The organism is Chryseobacterium sp. MIQD13 (genome assembly GCF_050496705.1).
In the GTDB taxonomy this organism is placed as follows: Bacteria; Bacteroidota; Bacteroidia; order Flavobacteriales; family Weeksellaceae; genus Chryseobacterium.
The window spans coordinates 1,118,549-1,136,670 of sequence record NZ_JBNWAF010000002.1; the positions used below are offsets into that span (position 1 = coordinate 1,118,549).

The following is an 18,122-nucleotide window of genomic DNA, read 5'->3' on the forward strand; positions in this document are numbered from 1 at the left end:
ATCAGTTGGCTAAAATAGTGAAAATACATTATATGTAAATCATATTAAATTATAATGCCAGAAACGGGTTTTATATAAGGAAAAATTCAAATTAAATATAAAAAATCATAATCCACAGTTTGCTGTAACAAGTACGGGATAAATGCAGACTTATTGAATTCTAGAAATTTGAATTAAATAATAACTTATGAAGAAATTTTTTATTTCCGTTTCACTTTTCTGTATGCTGCACGCGATGGCACAGAAATTTGATACTCAAAAAATAACGGATAATCAGGGATATACTTATGAAACAGTTAAGAATGACCAGTCCGGTGTAAGGGTATATACTTTAAAAAACGGACTGAAGGTTTATCTGGCAAAGAATGATGATGCGCCGAGGATTCAGACGTATATTCCGGTAAGAACAGGGTCTAATAATGATCCAAGTGACAATACCGGTTTGGCTCACTATCTGGAGCATATGGTTTTTAAAGGAACTTCACATCTGGGAACGCAGGACTGGGCAAAGGAAAAAGTACTTCTTCAGCAGATCTCTGATCTTTATGAGCAGCATAAAGCAGAAAAAGATCCTGAAAAAAAGAAACTGCTTTATAAAAAGATCGATGAGGTTTCTCAGGAAGCATCTAAATATGCCATTGCCAATGAATATGACAAAGCGATTTCATCTTTGGGAGCAACAGGAACGAATGCGCATACTTCCCTTGATGAAACGGTTTATAAGAATAATATCCCTGCCAATGAGCTTGAAAAATGGCTTACTGTAGAAAAGGAACGTTTTTCCGAGCTGGTGCTTCGTCTTTTCCATACGGAACTGGAAGCGGTTTATGAGGAATACAACAGGGCACAGGATAATGACGGGCGTCTTGTAAATTATGCAATGCTGGAAGCTCTTTTCCCGAAACATCCAAACGGACAGCAGACAACTATCGGAACTTCGGAGCATTTGAAAAGTCCTTCAATGGTTGCCATCCATAAATATTTTGATACATATTATGTTCCTAATAATATGGCAGTAGTGCTGGTAGGAGATCTGGATTTTGATAAAACAATAAAACTTGTTGACCAATACTTTGGTTCTTTCAAATACAAAGAACTTCCGATGAAAAAAATGGTGAGCGAGCAGCCTATGACGAAGATCGTTACAAGAACGGTAAAAAGCCCTACTACGCCTAGAATGACTATGGCATGGAGAACAGATTCTTATGGTACCAGAGAAGCAAGATTGGCTGATGTGGTTTCAGAGATTTTGAGCAACAGAGGGGATGCAGGACTTATTGACCTTAATATGAACCAGACACAGAAGGTATTAAGTGCAGGATCTTACGAGTCTGCTTTTAAAACCTATGGTGCTTTTACCATGTCTGTAACTCCAAAAGACGGGCAAAGCTTTGATGAGGCTAAAAAACTGTTACTGGATCAGCTGGATTTGGTAAAGAAAGGTCAGTTTCCTGACTGGATGCTGAAAGCAATTGTAAATGACAAGAAAGTTCAGCGTATGAAATCCTGGGAAACAGCAGACGGACTGGCAACTACATTGTATGATACTTATATTAATGAAAAAACATGGCAGGAAGAATTAGATGACATCAACCAGTATGAAAAAATTACAAAAGCAGATGTTGTAAAGTTTGCGAATGAGTTTTTCAAAGACAATTATGTTGTTATCTACAAGGAAAAAGGAGTGAATGATAAGCTGGTTCGTGTACAGAATCCGGGAATTACTCCGATCAAGCTTAACAGAGAGGCTCAGTCTCCTTTCCTTAAAAGTATTTTAAGCTCTAAAGTAGATGAGATCAAGCCTGAGTTTATTGATTATAAGGCAGCGATCCAGACTTCTCAGATCAAAGACAAAAAGATAAGCTTTGTAAAGAATAAATATAATGATGTGGCACAGATCAGCTACATTTTCCCTTTCGGAACGGATCATGATAAGGAACTTCCGATTGCAGTAACTCTTTTCGAATATCTCGGGACAGATAAATATACTCCTGAGCAGCTGAAAGGGGAATTCTATAAATTAGGAATCTCTTACAGTTTCAGAACGTCCAACGATCAGGTAATCATTACACTGAGTGGTCTTGAAGCCAATATGAAAAAGGGCGCTGAGCTTATGAACCACTGGCTGACGAATGTAAAGGCTGATAAGGAAATTTACGGAAAGACAGTAAAAACAATTTTGGAAGCAAGAGCTGCGGGTAAAAAAGATAAAACCAGAATTATGGCTGCTCTTACGAACTATGCGAAATACGGCAAAAATTCCAGAATGACGGATATTGTTTCCAAAGAACGTCTTGAGAGCATTGATGCGGCAGAACTGATGAAGAAGATCAAGGTGCTGAATCAGTCACCGTATGAAGTACTGCTTTACGGACAGGATCAGTCAGGGTTGGAAAAAGCGGTTAAGCCATATATTGCAGAAACCAGCATTCAGCCGGCAAAAGCTAAAGAATATCCGGAGCCTGCCGCAGAAGGGAAAGTATATTTCACAAACTACGATATGGTTCAGATGGAAATGTCTAAAGTAGCTAAAGGGAATGATGTGAATTTAAGCAACTTCGGAAAGGCTAATGTTTTCAACGAATATTTCGGTAGAGGTCTTTCGTCTATCGTCTTCCAGGAAATCAGAGAAAGCAAGTCGCTGGCGTATACTGCTTATGTTTCTTATGCTAATGCGGCAGAAAAAGGACATGCAAACTATATCACAAACTATATCGGAACCCAGGCAAATAAACTTCCTCTGGCTGTAAATGCAATGAATGATCTTATGGTATCCCTGCCGCAGATTCCTGCACAGTTTGAAAACTCAAGAGGTTCCGCGCTTAAGCAGATTGCATCTAACAGAATTAACAGAACGAATATTTTCTTTAACCAGATGGCATTGAAAAAGCTGGGTGTAGATTATGATATCAGAAAGGATATTTATTCTGAAATTCAGGGACTTACATTACCACAGCTTACCAATTTCTATGATACTGAAGTTAAACCTGTAAAATATAATACAGCTATCATCGGTAAAAAAGAAAACCTGAATATGGAATCCATCAATAAAATGGGAACGTTCCAGGAGGTGTCTCTTGAAGAGATCTTTGGGTACTAACCTTTATTATGATACTAATTTTTAAAGCGGGGCAGAAATGCTCCGCTTTTGTTTTAAATATGAAATTAAACACAAATTCCACAAATGTTTTTCACTAATGAACACAAATTTGTTCAATAGAAAAGGGTTTTAACCAAAATATCCATTTTATACTCAATTATCTGTGAACTCCGCGTCATCAGTGGGAAAATTGAAAAATAAAAAACCGCACAAACTGTACGGTCTTATATGATTGAATTAAAAAATAATTATTCCTAAGATTTCACCTCCTGAATAAACAGATTAATCTCTGCTCTGATCAGCATTTCATCATCATTAAATGTTTCACAGAAAATATTGCAGATATTTTCATACTGAGAGATCAGCGATGCTTTTGAAATGATCTTGTTGCCAATTTTCGGAAGGGCAAATACTTCAATTTTTTTGATATTGGTGATAAAACCAATCACTTTAGTGTCTGCTTCAGGGTTTTCAAAGAAGCTCTGTCCGAAGATTGATGAGCAGGTCTGTGCAAGATTTTCAATCAGGCCGGCTTCCACAAATTCACCATTATGGACAAAAATATTATCTTCTTTTATCTCAAAGGAAGTCACAACTTTTTCTTTGGTCAGTTCCAGAATATAATCCGCCATCAGCATCGGTTCACGGTGCGGCAGAAAGTTGTGTATATTGATGATATGATCTTCCTTGATTTCCATTTACAATTTATTTTACAGCAGTTTTCATTTGGGATTTTGCAATGACCGCACCATTCAGTTTGGTGACGATATCCACAAGCGTTACTCCCATCACTTCATTTAGGATCGTTACTTCCGATACCAAACGGTCTCCTGTTTTTGGCAGGGTTTCCGCTTCAAAAGATTTAATAGCTCCGATGTAGCCTGTAGGAGCATCCTTTCCTAAAAGAAAATATTTATATCCTGTATGTAAAGCAACACTTTGTGCCTGATGCTCAATAAGCCCTGAAGCCTGAAAAACTCCGTCCTGAATAAAAATATTGTCATCCTTTATTTCAAATCCGGATACAAGATGATCTTCAGAATATTCTGAAAGCTCGTGAACCATTACAAACGGAAAACGCTGCGGAATAAGGCTTCCTACAAAATTCTGATCGGATGTCGGCAGTTGGTGTTTCATTAGCAAACTGTTAATAATGCACAGGAGTATGCAAATCTTCCGCTTTCAGGAACACACAGCAATACTTTTTCTCCTTTTTTCAACGTTCCGGAATTCATTAGTTCTTCCAGTGCAATGAAAATAGAACCGGCACCGATATTTCCAACCTCAGAAAGGTTATAGAACCATTTTTCCGTTGGGAAATCCATTCCTTTTTTAGCAAACTCCTCTTTCAGGCCGTCTTTAAAATAACCCGAAGAAATATGAGCCAAAACGTGATCTATCTTTTCAGGGTCCAGATTATGCTTGTCAAAAGAAGATCTTAAGCTTTCCGCGCCTTTTACAAGGATATATTTGTCAAGGATCTTGGTATCCTGTTTTATGGCAAAAATAGACTGTTTCAGCCATTCATCGGACGGATAATCTGCCCATGACTTAAGGCTTCCGTCTTCCAGCTTATCGGAACCTGCATACATACATGCTTCGATTTCGTGAGCGTAAGAATAAAAATCAATGAATTCTATTTTTAAGGAAATTTGATTTTCTCTTGGCTTATTTTGTAAAAGGAATGCACCCGCACCATCAGAAAGCATCCATCTCAGGAATTCTCTCTTGAAGGCAATAATAGGTCTTTCTTCCAGCAATTTTAAGTTTTCGGCTTCATGGTTGAACTTATCTGCAGTCATCCATGCAGACATCCTTTCCGAACCTGCGCAAACGGCACTTTCCTGTACACCGGCCTTTACAGAAAGGAATCCGTAATTCAGGGCATTCATTCCCGAGTTACACAGTCCGGTAGCGGTATTAATTTCAATAGATTTTCCGATATTCAGCTCACCATGAACCATAGAAGCGTGTGAAGGCTGCATCTGGTCCGGAGAAGTGGTTCCAACGGATAATAGCTTCATATCTTCCTTTTTGAAATTCTCATCGAATAATCCTTCTACAGCTTTTGCTGTCAGCTGTGCATTGGTATGGGTAGGATTTCCTTCTGTGTCCAAAGCATAATATCTTGTAGTGATCTTGTTATTTCTTAAAATCAGTGATTTTGCTTTAGAAGGAGCGCCGTTTATCAGACCAAGATAAGTCTCCATTTCATCATTTGATACCGGGCTATTAGGTAAATATGTTGATGCTTTTGTTATAAATACGTCGTACATTCTATTTTAAATTAATTCCTTGTAAATATGTTTTTTGTTTTTGTCTTTTAAACCAGAATATGGGAGTCGTCAGTAGGTGTAAAACTAAGACGACAGGTGAAATAATCCATATCGCAGCCATCAAATATACCTTAAAGAATTTTATCAGCAATGGACGTTTCTCTTTTTTCTTAATAATCAGGTTGGACCATACGGTGAAGATCTTGTTCCCGACTTTTTCCACTCTTACCAGAAAAGGGCGGATTTCTACAGCTCCGTTCTGAACCAGATCAGGCTGGAGACCGGAAAGGTTCCCGCTGCTGAAGTGCTTTTCAATAATATTACCATACTTTACAGAGCCGGAAATCTCTTCATCTGAAACCCCTGCGGCAGGAAGCAGGCCTGATTTTTCTTTCTGGCCCGTCGTCAGCCAGCGTAAGATTGTCAGAACGCTTGTATAATTGTCATGTCTGTCTACCAAAGCAATATTCCCCACCAGTTTCGCTCCAAGATTTTTTAAATATACTTTTAGTTTTTCCTGGGAAAGCATCCACATATTTCTCGTTCCGGAAATGGTAACCACATCCGTGTCTTTCATTATCTTTTCTGCAAAACCGCTTTTTAAGAAAGATATGATAGGAATGGACGGGGTAAGATACCATACCTGATATCCGAATAAGACAAGATCATACTTTTTATTCAGAATTTCATCAGAAGGAGGAAAAATCTCCTTAGGAATCTGAAGATAAGATTCAGGAAAGGTGTTGAAAAAAACATCACCGGGCCAAGGGAAAGGAAAATCTTCCTTCAGCCTGATATTATAATAGGTCACGTCATATTCTTCCTTTCTGGCTTCGAAAGGTTGGGCTACATTCTTCACAATATCCTCCAGCTGGCCGGTTTGCGAATAATAAATGATGAGTATGTTTTTTTTCATTAATATTCTTTAGCGGTTACAAAAATATGCTTTTCATATTTATTTAGTGTTTTTTGAATATTTTTATTGCCTGCAGGCTATATTCTTCGGAATAATCTGAATCATTTAATGCTTTATGAGGCGTATTCAGGAAGATGATGGTTTCAGGAAGATTCTTCAGTGTACTGATATCAAAGTTTTTATCCGAGATCAGAAGCACATCAATATTTTTATTAATGTCTGAGATGTCATTAATATAATTCAGTTTTCTTCTTTTCACCAAATAGGTTTGTTTGGCTGTTTCCCTTCTTTCATGGTTTTGAATGTATGAAAAAATTCTTCTTTCCGCCTGATAAAGTGTTAGCAATACATCCTTTTGTCCGAAATCATCTGCAATATGCAGAATAGAGGCGTCTTTAGCAATATGCTTGTTCAGCTCAAAATATACGGATTTGTTTGCATTGAAATCATCCTTGACTTCTTTTACAACTTCATTATCCTTATATAAATAACTTAGGAAAAGTTTTTTCTTAAAGTAGTTCTCGTCTTCCAGCTCATTTCGCAGCTCTGCAAATTTTTCCCTGAAATAGGCATTGATCTTTTTTGTTCTTTCAGAATAATTTTTCCCGAAGCTTACATCATCTTTATTGATCCTTTCACCCACTTTTACGGTAATGCTTCCGTCATAGATAATAAAATCTCCTTTTGGCAGTACTTCAGAATTTCCATGAATATATAATGGGAGAATATCCAGCCCGAACTGCTCTGCAAGATAAAAAGCCCCTTTGTGGAATCTTTTCACATCATTTGTATAAGAACGTTCTGCTTCCGGAAAAACAACCAGCGAATAGCCCTGATCAATTTTTTCTTTCAGCTGCTCCATCCCATTCTCTATCCCTTGAGAAACCGGATAAAAGCCCAGTGCTCTTACCAGTCTTCCAAAAACAGGAGAATCATACACCCAATCATTCACCAGATATATGATTTTATGGGTAGCCATTGCGATGGCCAGTGTATCCAGAAAAGAAGTATGGTTGGCAATAATTACAGCAGGTTTGCTGAAGTCTTCCGCAGGATTCTTTATCACTCTTTTCTTTACAAAAGGACTGATGTGCAGTACAGATGTTAAAAACTTGGCTAAAATTAATTTAATAATGTCTAAGGTTTTCCCTTTTGATCTTTTGATAAATACACTTCCGATCAGGGAAAAGACAAACCCTCCCAATCCATAATAAAAGAACGATATGATGCATCTTAAAAACAGCCTGAACGTGATAGGGGAAAGTCCTTTCTTTGCTCTGTTTGTAATCAGTAACCTGAACCAGAAAGGATAGAGTGTTGAGGTAATAATGATTACTGAGAACATTCCGATCAGTGCTACTAGTGCCAGTGAATGTAATGCCGGATGTTTTGCAAAAATCAGAGATCCGATAGACAAAATGGTAGTGAAAACTGCTAAAATAATAGAAGTTCTGTAGGTTGGAAGTTCATTTTTTCCTGTTGTGTGCTCTTTCTGCATGGCTTTCGTCAGGAAAATACTGAAATCGTCTCCCACACCGAAAACCAGTGTGCAGACTACCGTACTGAAAATATTTAATTCTAATCCTAAGAAATACAGAATACCTGCTGTCACAATACCTGTCAGTACAATAGGAAACATAGTCAGGACAGTAAGCTCAAAATTTCTGAAGAAAACAATAATTGTAAGAATAATAGCCAGAAGTGAATAGTTAATTAAAGTCCCGAAATCTCTTTTCAGAAGCCCCAAAAAGTTTTCATTCATTTGCTGACGGTCAATAGCCAGAGCATTGTGGTTCTTTTCAACATCTTTTATGAAGGCATCTCTTTTCTTTTCATCTACTTTTACAACGTTGGAAACGGTATAGAACCCGTTTTCGTTGCTCAGGAATTCAGAGATCTGTAGAGCTTTTACTTTCTCGTAATCCCTCAGGCTTAGAGTCGTATAGTTTTTATTTAAAATTTCATTGAAATTGTCAAAAGCATTGCTGTTGAATCCAAATTGATTTCCACTGTTCACTAATTGAGATACGGTATGGTTCTTTTTATTCCCGTCCCAGAACTTATTCCAGGTTTCAATCCTGTGTTTCTGATCTGTTTCAGAAAGAACAATATTTCCAAGAGAATTATAGCTCAGAATTTTTCCTTCCCGTTTTTCCTTCTCAAGAAAATTGCTTAGCTGTGAATTTCTTGTCAGTGCCTTTTCCTCGGAATCCCCGTAAGAAATTGTATAAATGGATTTTGATGTAATATCGGAAAGTTTCTGAAGCTTAGCCTCACTTATCTTTAATTCTTTCGGAATATAATTCAAATCCCCGATATCTTCATTGAAGCCCACATGCCTGAAACCGAAGAGGCAGGCAATAATAATGATAGAGCAGCCTATAATAAGAGGCTTGTTTTTCTCATAAGGATAAGAGCCTATCCTGTCAATGAAATTAGTACTGTGCTTATCATCTTTTTCCTTAGGTGTATAAAGCTGAGGGACTATGATCAGTGCCGTAACGGAAGATAAAATTACCGTAATGGCCGCAAAAAGACCGAGATCTTTCAACGCTTCAGAACGTACAAATACCAGGCATAAAAAAGAAACGGCTGTCGTGGCACTGCTCAGTATAATTGGCTGTGTGATTTCTTTGTAAAGCTCTTCAATATTATTATTGTGCTTATAATGCGTAAGAATATGGAGGGCATAATCTATTGTAATACCGATAAGGATTGCCCCGACACTTAAAGAAATAGCTGAAATCTTATCTTTTATAAAATAAAGAATCAATAGTGCGAGCAGTACAGAAAATACTGTTGGAAGAAATACGATAATCGGGGTAAAGAAATTCCTGAAATAATAGATCAGCAGGACCAGCAGAACTGTCATAGAAATCATAACCGTGTTCTGGATATCTTTTTTGATCTGTTGGGCATTCGCCACGGCAATTACCGGAGAGCCAAAATAACTGAGCTCTGTTTTTCCTTTAAATTGCTTATTAATGCCATCTTTTATCTCATTAAGCTGATTGACAAAAGCTTCATTACTTTTGGTATCATTGCTTTTGTTTTTAGGGTCAATGAAGAGTAAAAGATTTTTTCCGTCTTTCGTGACAATATAATTATCCTCAAGCTTGAAATCTTTGCTGATGTTTAAAGCATTTAATTTCTTGATGCCTAAATAAGTAATCCCAAGAGGGTCTTTTTTAATGAAATCTTTCGTCACAAGACTCGTTGGAGAAACCAAAGAAACATAATTGTTTTCAACCTGTTTTGCTATGCTGTCTTTCTGCAGTTTTCTTTCAATTTCCGCATAATCATTTTCATCAAGAAAAAGAGGCAGGTTCTGGCTTACAAAATCAAAAGTTTCTGAGATTTCGCTGTCATTTACCTTTCCCTGAACAGAGCCGATGTATTTTTTTAAAGGGTCAATTTTTTGCAGAAAAGCATCAGCTGTTTCAGAAAGCTGAAAATTGTCTTCACCGGATTTGTTCTCAATAATCACAATGATCTTATCCGAAAAATTCAGCTGCTTGAGAACTTTTGCCGTAAGATCGGATTTTTCATTTTTAGGGATTATCTGGTTGATGTCTTCCTCAAAATTAATTTTTGAAGCAAAGAATCCGCATAAAGCAGCTATTCCTAAAGCAATAATTGCTGAAAGAATTCTGTTTTTAGAAATCAGATAATATAAAAATATAAAAAAACGATGCATTACGTTATGAAATCAAGTCTGCAAATTTAATTTTTTCAGTATTAGTTCAAAACATTTCGGCTATAAGTTTTGTCTGAAAATCAACAAAATATTCTGGCAGAATGAAAAAATATTCTACTTTTGCAAAAGTTCCCTCTCAAGAAATGTATTTTAAATCAATATTATTATTAAAGAAATAAGAATCTGTTTTAGATATGTTGAAAAAAAATGATGAAAAAATAAACGGATTTCTATTGACGATAGTACTCCCATTTCTGCTTTCTGCCTTGTCTTATAGGTCTGAATCTCCCTTGTGCTTACTGCACCGATTAAAAAACTTTAGATTAGCATGAGTTTATTACATCCATATTTTATAGTTGCGATTGTCTATATGCTTTTTTTTAGTGTACAGGAGGTTTTCGGAAAAAGAGTAGAAAAAAAATGGTTTTGGTTTTTGGGAATTTATCTCATTCTGTTGGTCGGTTTCCGTGATAATGTAGGACCTGACTATGGAAGTTATAAAGGACTGTATATTTATTCCGACACGAAGAGCTATTACAGTATATTTATGAAAATGCTCCACATGGAAGGTCCCGACCAGCTGGAAGTGGAGTGGCTGTATACCCTCATTAATAAAATATTACTGAATGTTTTTAATGCTCCTTTTTACGTTCTCACGCTGGTTATCGCTATCTGTGCCATCTTTTTTAAGATAGAATATACAGAGGATAATACCTTTTATCCCTTCACGTTTACCCTTTTCATGTTTATTCCTTACTTTTTTGTTGGGGAAAGCGGGCAGATCAGGCAGAATCTTGGGACATTCATTGTTTATTTTGCCATACGGTATATCAAGCAGCGGAAGCTGTGGCATTACCTGTTCTTCATATTTATTGCGTCAGGGATACATACGGTCAGTTACCTGTTTCTTCCTATGTACTGGCTGGCCCGTGTTCCGTTAAATAAAACCATGATGCTTGGGCTGATCATCATCTCCGTATTTCTTTCACCATTTGAAGTATACAGGGTTTTTGGAAGCTTTTTAGACAGTATGACCTCAGACAGTGTTTTGGTGAAAGGTTTGAATGGGTATATGGACGAATCCTCAGAAAGATTGAATGGTGGTTTTGGTATACCCGAAGCCATGATGATGATTCTGACCTTCTTCCTTTTTGCATTTGACACCAAGATGAAAGAGAAATATCCATACTATGAATATCATAGGAATTATGCTGTAATCGGGATATGTTTTTATTTTATTTTCAGAAACAATCCTGTATTTTCTTCCAGGCTTGTGGGTGCTTTTATCGGATTTTCTTATGTGCTGATTCCCAATACAATGTATGTGGTGTCAAGTAATATGAAAAAAATGATTTACACTTTCATTATAGCCCTTGTTGTTTTTAACTTTGTGGTGTTTTCCTCTTTCTTTAATATAAAAGTGGGAAGATTCACAGTTGAACTTTATAAAAACCACATTCTTCCATAAAATGTAATTTATCAGATCATATCTTAAGACAGCTTCAAAAGCTGTCTTTTTTTTATTTCTTATTTCCTGAACTACTATTAACATTTATTCAATTTGAGGAAGATCATAAAAAATATCAATCAAACATCTTACTTTTGCGTTGAAAAGTAGAAAGTGCCGTTTTTGTATTTATAATCTTTTAATGTTGATTTATTGTTATTGTAATTAATTAATAATTTTATTATTGATATTATTAATTGTTTATTGGTGACAAAGGTTTAAAAGTTGTATTTCTATAATAGCACACAAATCTAAGGATATGAAAAATTTAGTTAAAAATTTTGCGGCAATTTTTTGCCTAGTGTCGATTTGTACCTATTCCAGGAATAGTAGAGATTTAAAAGAATATCTTCCGGACAATTTTAAGGGAAGATTAGTGCTTGCAAGAGATACGCTGGCGAAACCTGACAATAAGATATCAGAGGTTCCGGACTGGACAAAGGCTCCCAACAGTTACATTTTTGATCCCAGACAGAATAGTGAAGGCTTATTGGTTCCTGTTAAAAAAGCCTATGCTATGTGGATGGAAGACAAATACATTAAAAGCGGCGGGATTCCTTCCGGTAGAGTAACAGCGGACGTGCTGTGGGAAGATACCCACGGTCTTATTAAATCCGGTCCGAAATATTCGCTGGAAATTATGAACTCTGATGAAAATGCCAAAATAAGAGTTCCCGTCAATAAAGCTAAAAAAGGAAATGCAGTCATTGCACTGAGGGTAAACGATGAGATCTATTGGAGCTGGCATATATGGGTGACGGACGATCCTGGTAACGGATCAACCTATAAAAGTTTCGATAATATTACAAGAATGAGAGCAGACGGAACAATTGAGCAGATTCCGGATTCCGAATGGGGCTGGATGGACCGTAATCTTGGAGCTTTAAGCAGTTCCATTACCTCCTCAGACTGGAACAGAAGTGGTGGGCTGCTTTACCAGTGGGGAAGAAAAGACCCGATTCCACCTTTGGTGACAAGAGGAAATGACTTTTACGAGGTTTCAGGATCCATAGGAAGAGTCAGGCATAGAGGAGCAAAAAATTTTACCGATGCCATGAATATTGATAATCTCACAAAATTCATTCCGCTTGCAAGTGCAGAAGTAGCCAGTAATATAAAGCTTTCAGTGAAGAATCCATTAAGTCTGATCTATGTGAACAAAGATGACAACAGCGGTCAGGCATACTACAATAACAACCTGAATCTTCCTGTTAATTGGTTCGGGCGCTCAGCTGCAATACCCGATAACAGGCTTTCGGAGCTAAATCTTTGGTCTGATAATTCTCAGGGATTTATCAGTACAGGCTATAACAACAATACCAGTGCAAAGCCTTACAGGGATAAATCTCCTTATGATCCCTGCCCGAACGGATGGAGAATACCATCAATGTTAGTAGCCAACCTGGCCTCCCAGTCTTATGTGGATGATATCAGGCTGGATTTTTCTCCTTTCGGAGTCAGAACCAATATGGCTAAAAATGTTTTCGAAACTAATAAATATCACATTATAAAACCGACTGATGCCGGAGTTCCTGCATTTATGACAGGATTCCGTGTCTATCCTAATTTAGGCTTTGATCTTTCCAGTGCGGGAGGAAATAATATGGGGATTTTTCCGGGTACAGGTCAGCTGATAAGATCTGCCCATCTGGGACAATATACCGACCAGCACCATGTCGCCTTATGGACGGCTACAATGGCCAGACATTTTGATACTTCCCCGGCAGTAATCACCAGAGGACTTTATATGATTCCTGATAAAGGACAGCCTGATATCCCTGATCCTAATTATCCCAATATCAAAGGGCGGTATCTTTATATGCCGGAGTCAGGAATGTATACCTCTGAAGCCAATGGCTGCAGGTGCATCAAAGATCCGCTTTATGTAGTAGATAACTATGATTTCCCTTCCGAATATCTTGATCCTCAAACGGAGTATAAAGAGGGGATTAATAATCCGAATACTTATCAGGCTGTTAAAAATACACAGATTTTTACTGTAGAAGTTCCGGTAAGTAAAGCTTTTTCGGTCCAGAGCCAGCTTTTGAATAATCGGGAGATATTAGATCCTGCCAGTTTTAATAGTTTAAAAGCCAATGTGCTATGGACTACTAATACGGCTCTGATTAACAAGATAAGAGTTATTAATCCTTCCCCTGCTTCGCTTCAGGACCTGAATGATTCAAAGATTTCAGTAGAGATTAATCCAAATCAAAGTGGAAATGCAGTAATAACGCTGCATAACGGTAGTATTTCTTCTCCGGTTTATTGGAGCTGGCATATCTGGATTACTGATTCTTCCATAGGATCTTTTAATTATAGAACGGAACTACCGATGGCAGAAGCAGTAAACTATGTGAATTATGTGAATAAAGCCGATGTTGTGCTGCAGACAGAATTTATGGACAGAAATCTTGGAGCGACAGATGCATTTCCCATAGTTGTCAATGCGATGACGCCGACCGCTGCAGAGCTTGCAAAAATACGGGCATCCACCGGAATGCATTATCAGTGGGGAAGGAAAGATCCCATTCCTACATTTCAATATGCGGATAATAAGGCTTCTTATAATATATTTCTGGGGACAACGGCGGATAACGGGGCAGTTGCTTATACTACTTTGACTCCTGCTGTATACAATAATATGTCCGGAAATTATATTGTTCCTTATAATACATACGTAGCATCAATGATTCAGAGTACAGATAAACCGGCGGATAAAATAGCAAAAGTGCTGTCTTATTCCGTAAAAAATCCTTTGGTATATATGATTCCAAGTTCTTTTGCGCCATACAACAGTGCAATGCCTGCTTATACCAATGGCTCGGACTGGCTTTCCAATGAACCGAATCTTGCTGCTGACAGATGGGGAAGAGGAGGTGCAAAATCGCCTTTCGATCCATGTCCGGAAGGATGGAGGATTCCTGATCTTACCAATGTGGCCCTGATTTCTAACCAGGATTTTGGACAGTCACCTTTTTATAAAAAAGATAAGAATGTAGCTGCTTTCTATAGTGTAAGTGCAGATTATGCAGGATATAGGGTTAGACATCCTTCAACGACTTCCACCATAGGGTATATGCTTATTGGCCCATCTTATATAATAGGTAGTTTTCCGGATTCAGGTTCGCGCGGATTCAGAAGTGTTCTGGCCAATCAGTCTCCGCAGGGTACGTTCAATACCGTTAATTTCCAATATCCGGGAGTCTGGACGGGATCTTTGGCTTCAAATTATCTCGGAAGATCAGTTAACGTTTTGTTTGATGCAGCATCTACGGCCAACCGGTTTATTGCATTTAATGATAATAACGATCCTTATTTGGGAACAAGCTGCCGATGTGTGAGAGTGAAATATGATGCTCAGGGAAATGAGGCAGGTCCTGTTCCAAGATTACAGGTTACGGTTTTGGCTTCAGGGAAAGAAGCTGCAATCTTAAGCAGTACTGAAGTGAAAGAAAAAGTAAATGAAAACAAAATCTCTTTATTCCCTAATCCGGTAAAAGATATTCTGTATATCAAAGCTTCGGGTGAAGCAGGCTATTATTACCAGATCTATAATGTCTCCGGACAGCTGGTGAAATCCGGTAAATTTGAAAACGGGAAAACGGACTTATCTGCACTTGGTTCGGGAGTATATTTAGTAAGAATAAATAATTCCGAAGAGATAGTGAAAATAATCAAACAATAGAAACTTAAAAGTAATATTAACAAAGCAGAATGGGTTCTCCGTTCTGCTTTTTTTTGTATCCATATATTTTGCATCTATCACTGTTGATGAAAAATTCTATATTGTCTGTTTTATATAAGCTGGATTTTGGGCTAAACTCTACTCCCTAAAGGACTTGATATCATTAAAAACGCCCTTATGAACGCCTGTTAAACGCATCCAAATATTAAATTAAACCGTTTTAACAAAAAGTATATAATAAAAAAGCTTTACTTTTGCAAAAAATTTTTTTTAGAATGTCGAAAAATTTAGTAATCGTAGAGTCACCGGCAAAAGCAAAAACTATTCAGAAATATTTAGGAAAGGATTTCGAAGTGAAATCAAGTTTCGGGCATATCCGTGACCTTCCGAAAAAAGGGATGGGAATAGATCTTGCCACATTCAGTCCTGATTACGAAGTTTCGGCGGACAAAAAGAAACTGGTAACAGAATTAAAGGCTGCCGTAAAAAAAGCTGAAATGGTATGGCTGGCTTCCGATGAGGACCGTGAAGGAGAAGCTATTGCATGGCATCTTGCGGATGAATTGAAATTAAAGCCTGAAAACAGGAAAAGAATTGTTTTCCACGAGATTACTAAAAATGCCATTCTAAAAGCAATTGACAACCCAAGAGATATTGACCAGAACCTTGTCAATGCCCAGCAGGCAAGAAGAGTTCTGGACAGAATCGTAGGTTTTGAAATGTCTCCCGTTCTTTGGAAAAAAGTAAAGCCGGGCCTTTCCGCAGGAAGAGTACAGTCTGTAGCTGTAAGACTGATTGTTGAAAGAGAAAAAGAAATCCGTGAGTTTACTCCGAAAGCAAGCTTTAAACTGGACGGAATATTTTTAAATAAAACCGAACAGGAAATTGCTGCGAGACTAAAAAAAGACTTCGAAAAAGAAGAGGATGCAGAAAAATTTCTTGAAAAGGCAAAAACTACAGAATTTAAAGTTCTGAATGTTGAAACAAAACCAGGAACACGTTCTGCCTCCGCCCCATTCACCACTTCCACACTGCAGCAGGAAGCATCTTCAAGATTAGGATATAACGTAACCAATACGATGCGTCTTGCACAGAGGCTTTATGAGGAAGGATATATTACCTATATGAGAACCGACTCCGTGAATCTTTCACAGGAAGCGATTGAAGGAGCAAAAAAACAGATCACTTCAGAATACGGAGCAGAATATTCTTCACCAAGAAACTACACTACAAAATCTGCCTCTGCACAGGAAGCTCACGAAGCCATCCGTCCTACTGATTTTGCGGTGAAAAGCATCGGTGATGCTCAGTTAAACAGATTATATCAACTAATATACAGAAGAACACTGGCTTCCCAGATGGCTAATGCTAAAATTGAGAAGACTGTTATTGAAATAGGTAATGCATCATTACCACAGCATTTTGAAGCGCAGGGAGAAGTAATCATTTTTGATGGTTTCCTGAAAGCTTACGGTATTGTAAAAACCGAAGATGATGATGAGGAAAACAATGAAAAACTGTTACCTAAAGTAAGTGTAGGTGAGGTTTTAAGTTATAAAAAAATCACTGCCTCAGAAAAGTTCACAAGACCAAGTGCGAGATATACCGAAGCAGGTTTGGTGAAAAAACTGGAAGAACTGGGAATTGGCCGTCCGTCTACATATGCACCGACGATTCAGACTATTCAGAACAGAGAATATGTGGACAAAAGAGAGATTGATCCTCAAACCCGTGAGGTAGTCAAAATGACTCTTGCAAAAGATAAGATCAAAAAAGAAGTTCTTGATGAAAAATTCGGGGGTGATAAGAATAAATTTGTACCTACCGATATTGGTGAAGTTGTTAATGACTTCCTGACAGATAATTTCAAAGAAATTCTGGATTATGGATTCACAGCAAGAGTAGAAGAAAGTTTTGACGAAATTGCCAACGGAGACCAGAAGTGGAAGGAGATGATGACGAATTTCTATTCAAAATTCCACCCGAGAATTGAAGATGTTGAAGAAAATGCAGACCGTGCTACCGGAGACAGGCTTCTTGGAGTAGATCCTAAAACAGGTAAAAATGTTCACGCAAGAATCGGAAGATTCGGAGCAATGATCCAGATCGGTGAAACCGAAGATGAAGAAAAACCGATCTTCGCTTCACTAATGGCGGGACAGAATATTGCAACTATTTCTTTAGCAGAGGCACTTGAGCTTTTCAAACTGCCATTTGAGCTTAATGAATTTGAAGGACAGCCTGTTTCTGTAGGAGTCGGAAGATTCGGGCCTTATGTGAAATGGGGAGAAACATTCATCAGCATTCCGAAAGGAGAAGATCCACTTTCTGTGGGGCAGGAGCGTGCAGAAGAAATTATCAATGAAAAGAAGAAAGCCGATGCGCCAATTGCGACTTATAAAGGAGATCCGGTAACAAAAGGAACAGGAAGATTCGGACCATTCATCAAATACAAAGATATTTTTGTGAATGTTCCTAAAAAATATAACTTCGACAATCTTTCCCAAAGTGACATCAATGAACTGATTGATGCTAAACTGGAAAAAGAAGCCAACCGGTATATCCAGCAGTGGGAAAAAGAAAAAATCTCCATTGAAAACGGAAGATGGGGGCCTTTCGTTAAATTCGGAAAAGCAATGTTCAAGATCCCGAAGAAGAAAGATGACACAAAATACGAAGCAGAAGAACTGAAAGATGTGTCTCTGGATGAGGTGAAAAAATGGATCACCGATCAGGATAAAAACGCTTTTGCAGAGAAAAAGAAGCCGGCGGCAAAGAAACCTGCAGCTAAGAAGACAACTGCAGCGAAAAAGACAGTTGCCAAGAAGAAATAATATTAGAATAAATATACAAAGCCGTTGACAATATGTGTTGACGGCTTTTTTTATCAACAAAAATGCTGCGCCATATGAACTTGCTGAGGTTTTTTTGTATGTTT

The 18,122-nt window shown here is 37.7% G+C and carries 9 protein-coding genes; 4 read left to right on the forward strand and 5 right to left on the reverse strand.

Going from position 1 to position 18,122, the window contains the following annotated elements:
• Window positions 1-187 precede the first annotated feature (187 nt).
• A complete protein-coding gene (locus ACQWU4_RS12110; protein ID WP_429936014.1) occupies window positions 188-3,100 on the forward strand; it encodes a M16 family metallopeptidase in 2,913 nt (970 codons plus the stop codon).
• A gap of 254 nt (window positions 3,101-3,354) precedes the next feature.
• Here the strand turns inward: ACQWU4_RS12110 and ACQWU4_RS12115 are convergent, their stop codons facing one another.
• The 5 genes from ACQWU4_RS12115 to ACQWU4_RS12135 are packed head-to-tail and all read right to left on the reverse strand — an operon-like array spanning window position 3,355 to window position 9,989.
• Window positions 3,355-3,798: an ABC transporter permease gene (locus tag ACQWU4_RS12115; RefSeq protein WP_429936015.1), complete on the reverse strand. Its 444-nt coding sequence runs from the start codon at window positions 3,796-3,798 to the stop codon at window positions 3,355-3,357.
• A 7-nt stretch (window positions 3,799-3,805) separates the two neighbouring features.
• Window positions 3,806-4,237, reverse strand: coding sequence for a hypothetical protein (locus ACQWU4_RS12120; protein ID WP_429936016.1), 432 nt, complete (start codon window positions 4,235-4,237; stop codon window positions 3,806-3,808).
• On the reverse strand, window positions 4,237-5,376 hold the full coding sequence (locus ACQWU4_RS12125; protein WP_429936017.1) for a beta-ketoacyl-ACP synthase III: 1,140 nt from the start codon (window positions 5,374-5,376) through the stop codon (window positions 4,237-4,239). The genes ACQWU4_RS12120 and ACQWU4_RS12125 overlap by 1 nt, the downstream gene beginning before the upstream one ends.
• A 1-nt stretch (window position 5,377) precedes the next feature.
• Window positions 5,378-6,292, reverse strand: coding sequence for a dialkylrecorsinol condensing enzyme DarA (locus ACQWU4_RS12130; protein WP_429936018.1), 915 nt, complete (start codon window positions 6,290-6,292; stop codon window positions 5,378-5,380).
• 43 nt (window positions 6,293-6,335) lie between these two features.
• Window positions 6,336-9,989, reverse strand: a complete 3,654-nt coding sequence (locus ACQWU4_RS12135; RefSeq protein ID WP_429936019.1) for an MMPL family transporter — start codon at window positions 9,987-9,989, stop codon at window positions 6,336-6,338.
• 328 nt (window positions 9,990-10,317) lie between these two features.
• Here ACQWU4_RS12135 and ACQWU4_RS12140 point away from each other — a divergent pair, with 328 nt between their 5' ends.
• From ACQWU4_RS12140 to topA, 3 genes are all read left to right on the forward strand, one after another.
• Window positions 10,318-11,457 (forward strand): EpsG family protein, encoded by a 1,140-nt coding sequence (locus tag ACQWU4_RS12140; RefSeq protein WP_429936020.1) that lies wholly within the window; start codon window positions 10,318-10,320, stop codon window positions 11,455-11,457.
• A gap of 298 nt (window positions 11,458-11,755) precedes the next feature.
• Window positions 11,756-15,184 carry a T9SS type A sorting domain-containing protein gene (locus ACQWU4_RS12145; protein ID WP_429936021.1) on the forward strand — a complete coding sequence of 1,143 codons (3,429 nt, stop codon included), beginning with the start codon at window positions 11,756-11,758 and terminating at the stop codon, window positions 15,182-15,184.
• Between the two features lie 275 nt (window positions 15,185-15,459).
• Entirely contained in the window at window positions 15,460-18,018 is a 2,559-nt protein-coding gene (gene topA, locus ACQWU4_RS12150; RefSeq protein WP_429936022.1) for a type I DNA topoisomerase, read from the forward strand.
• Window positions 18,019-18,122: the final 104 nt, after the last annotated feature.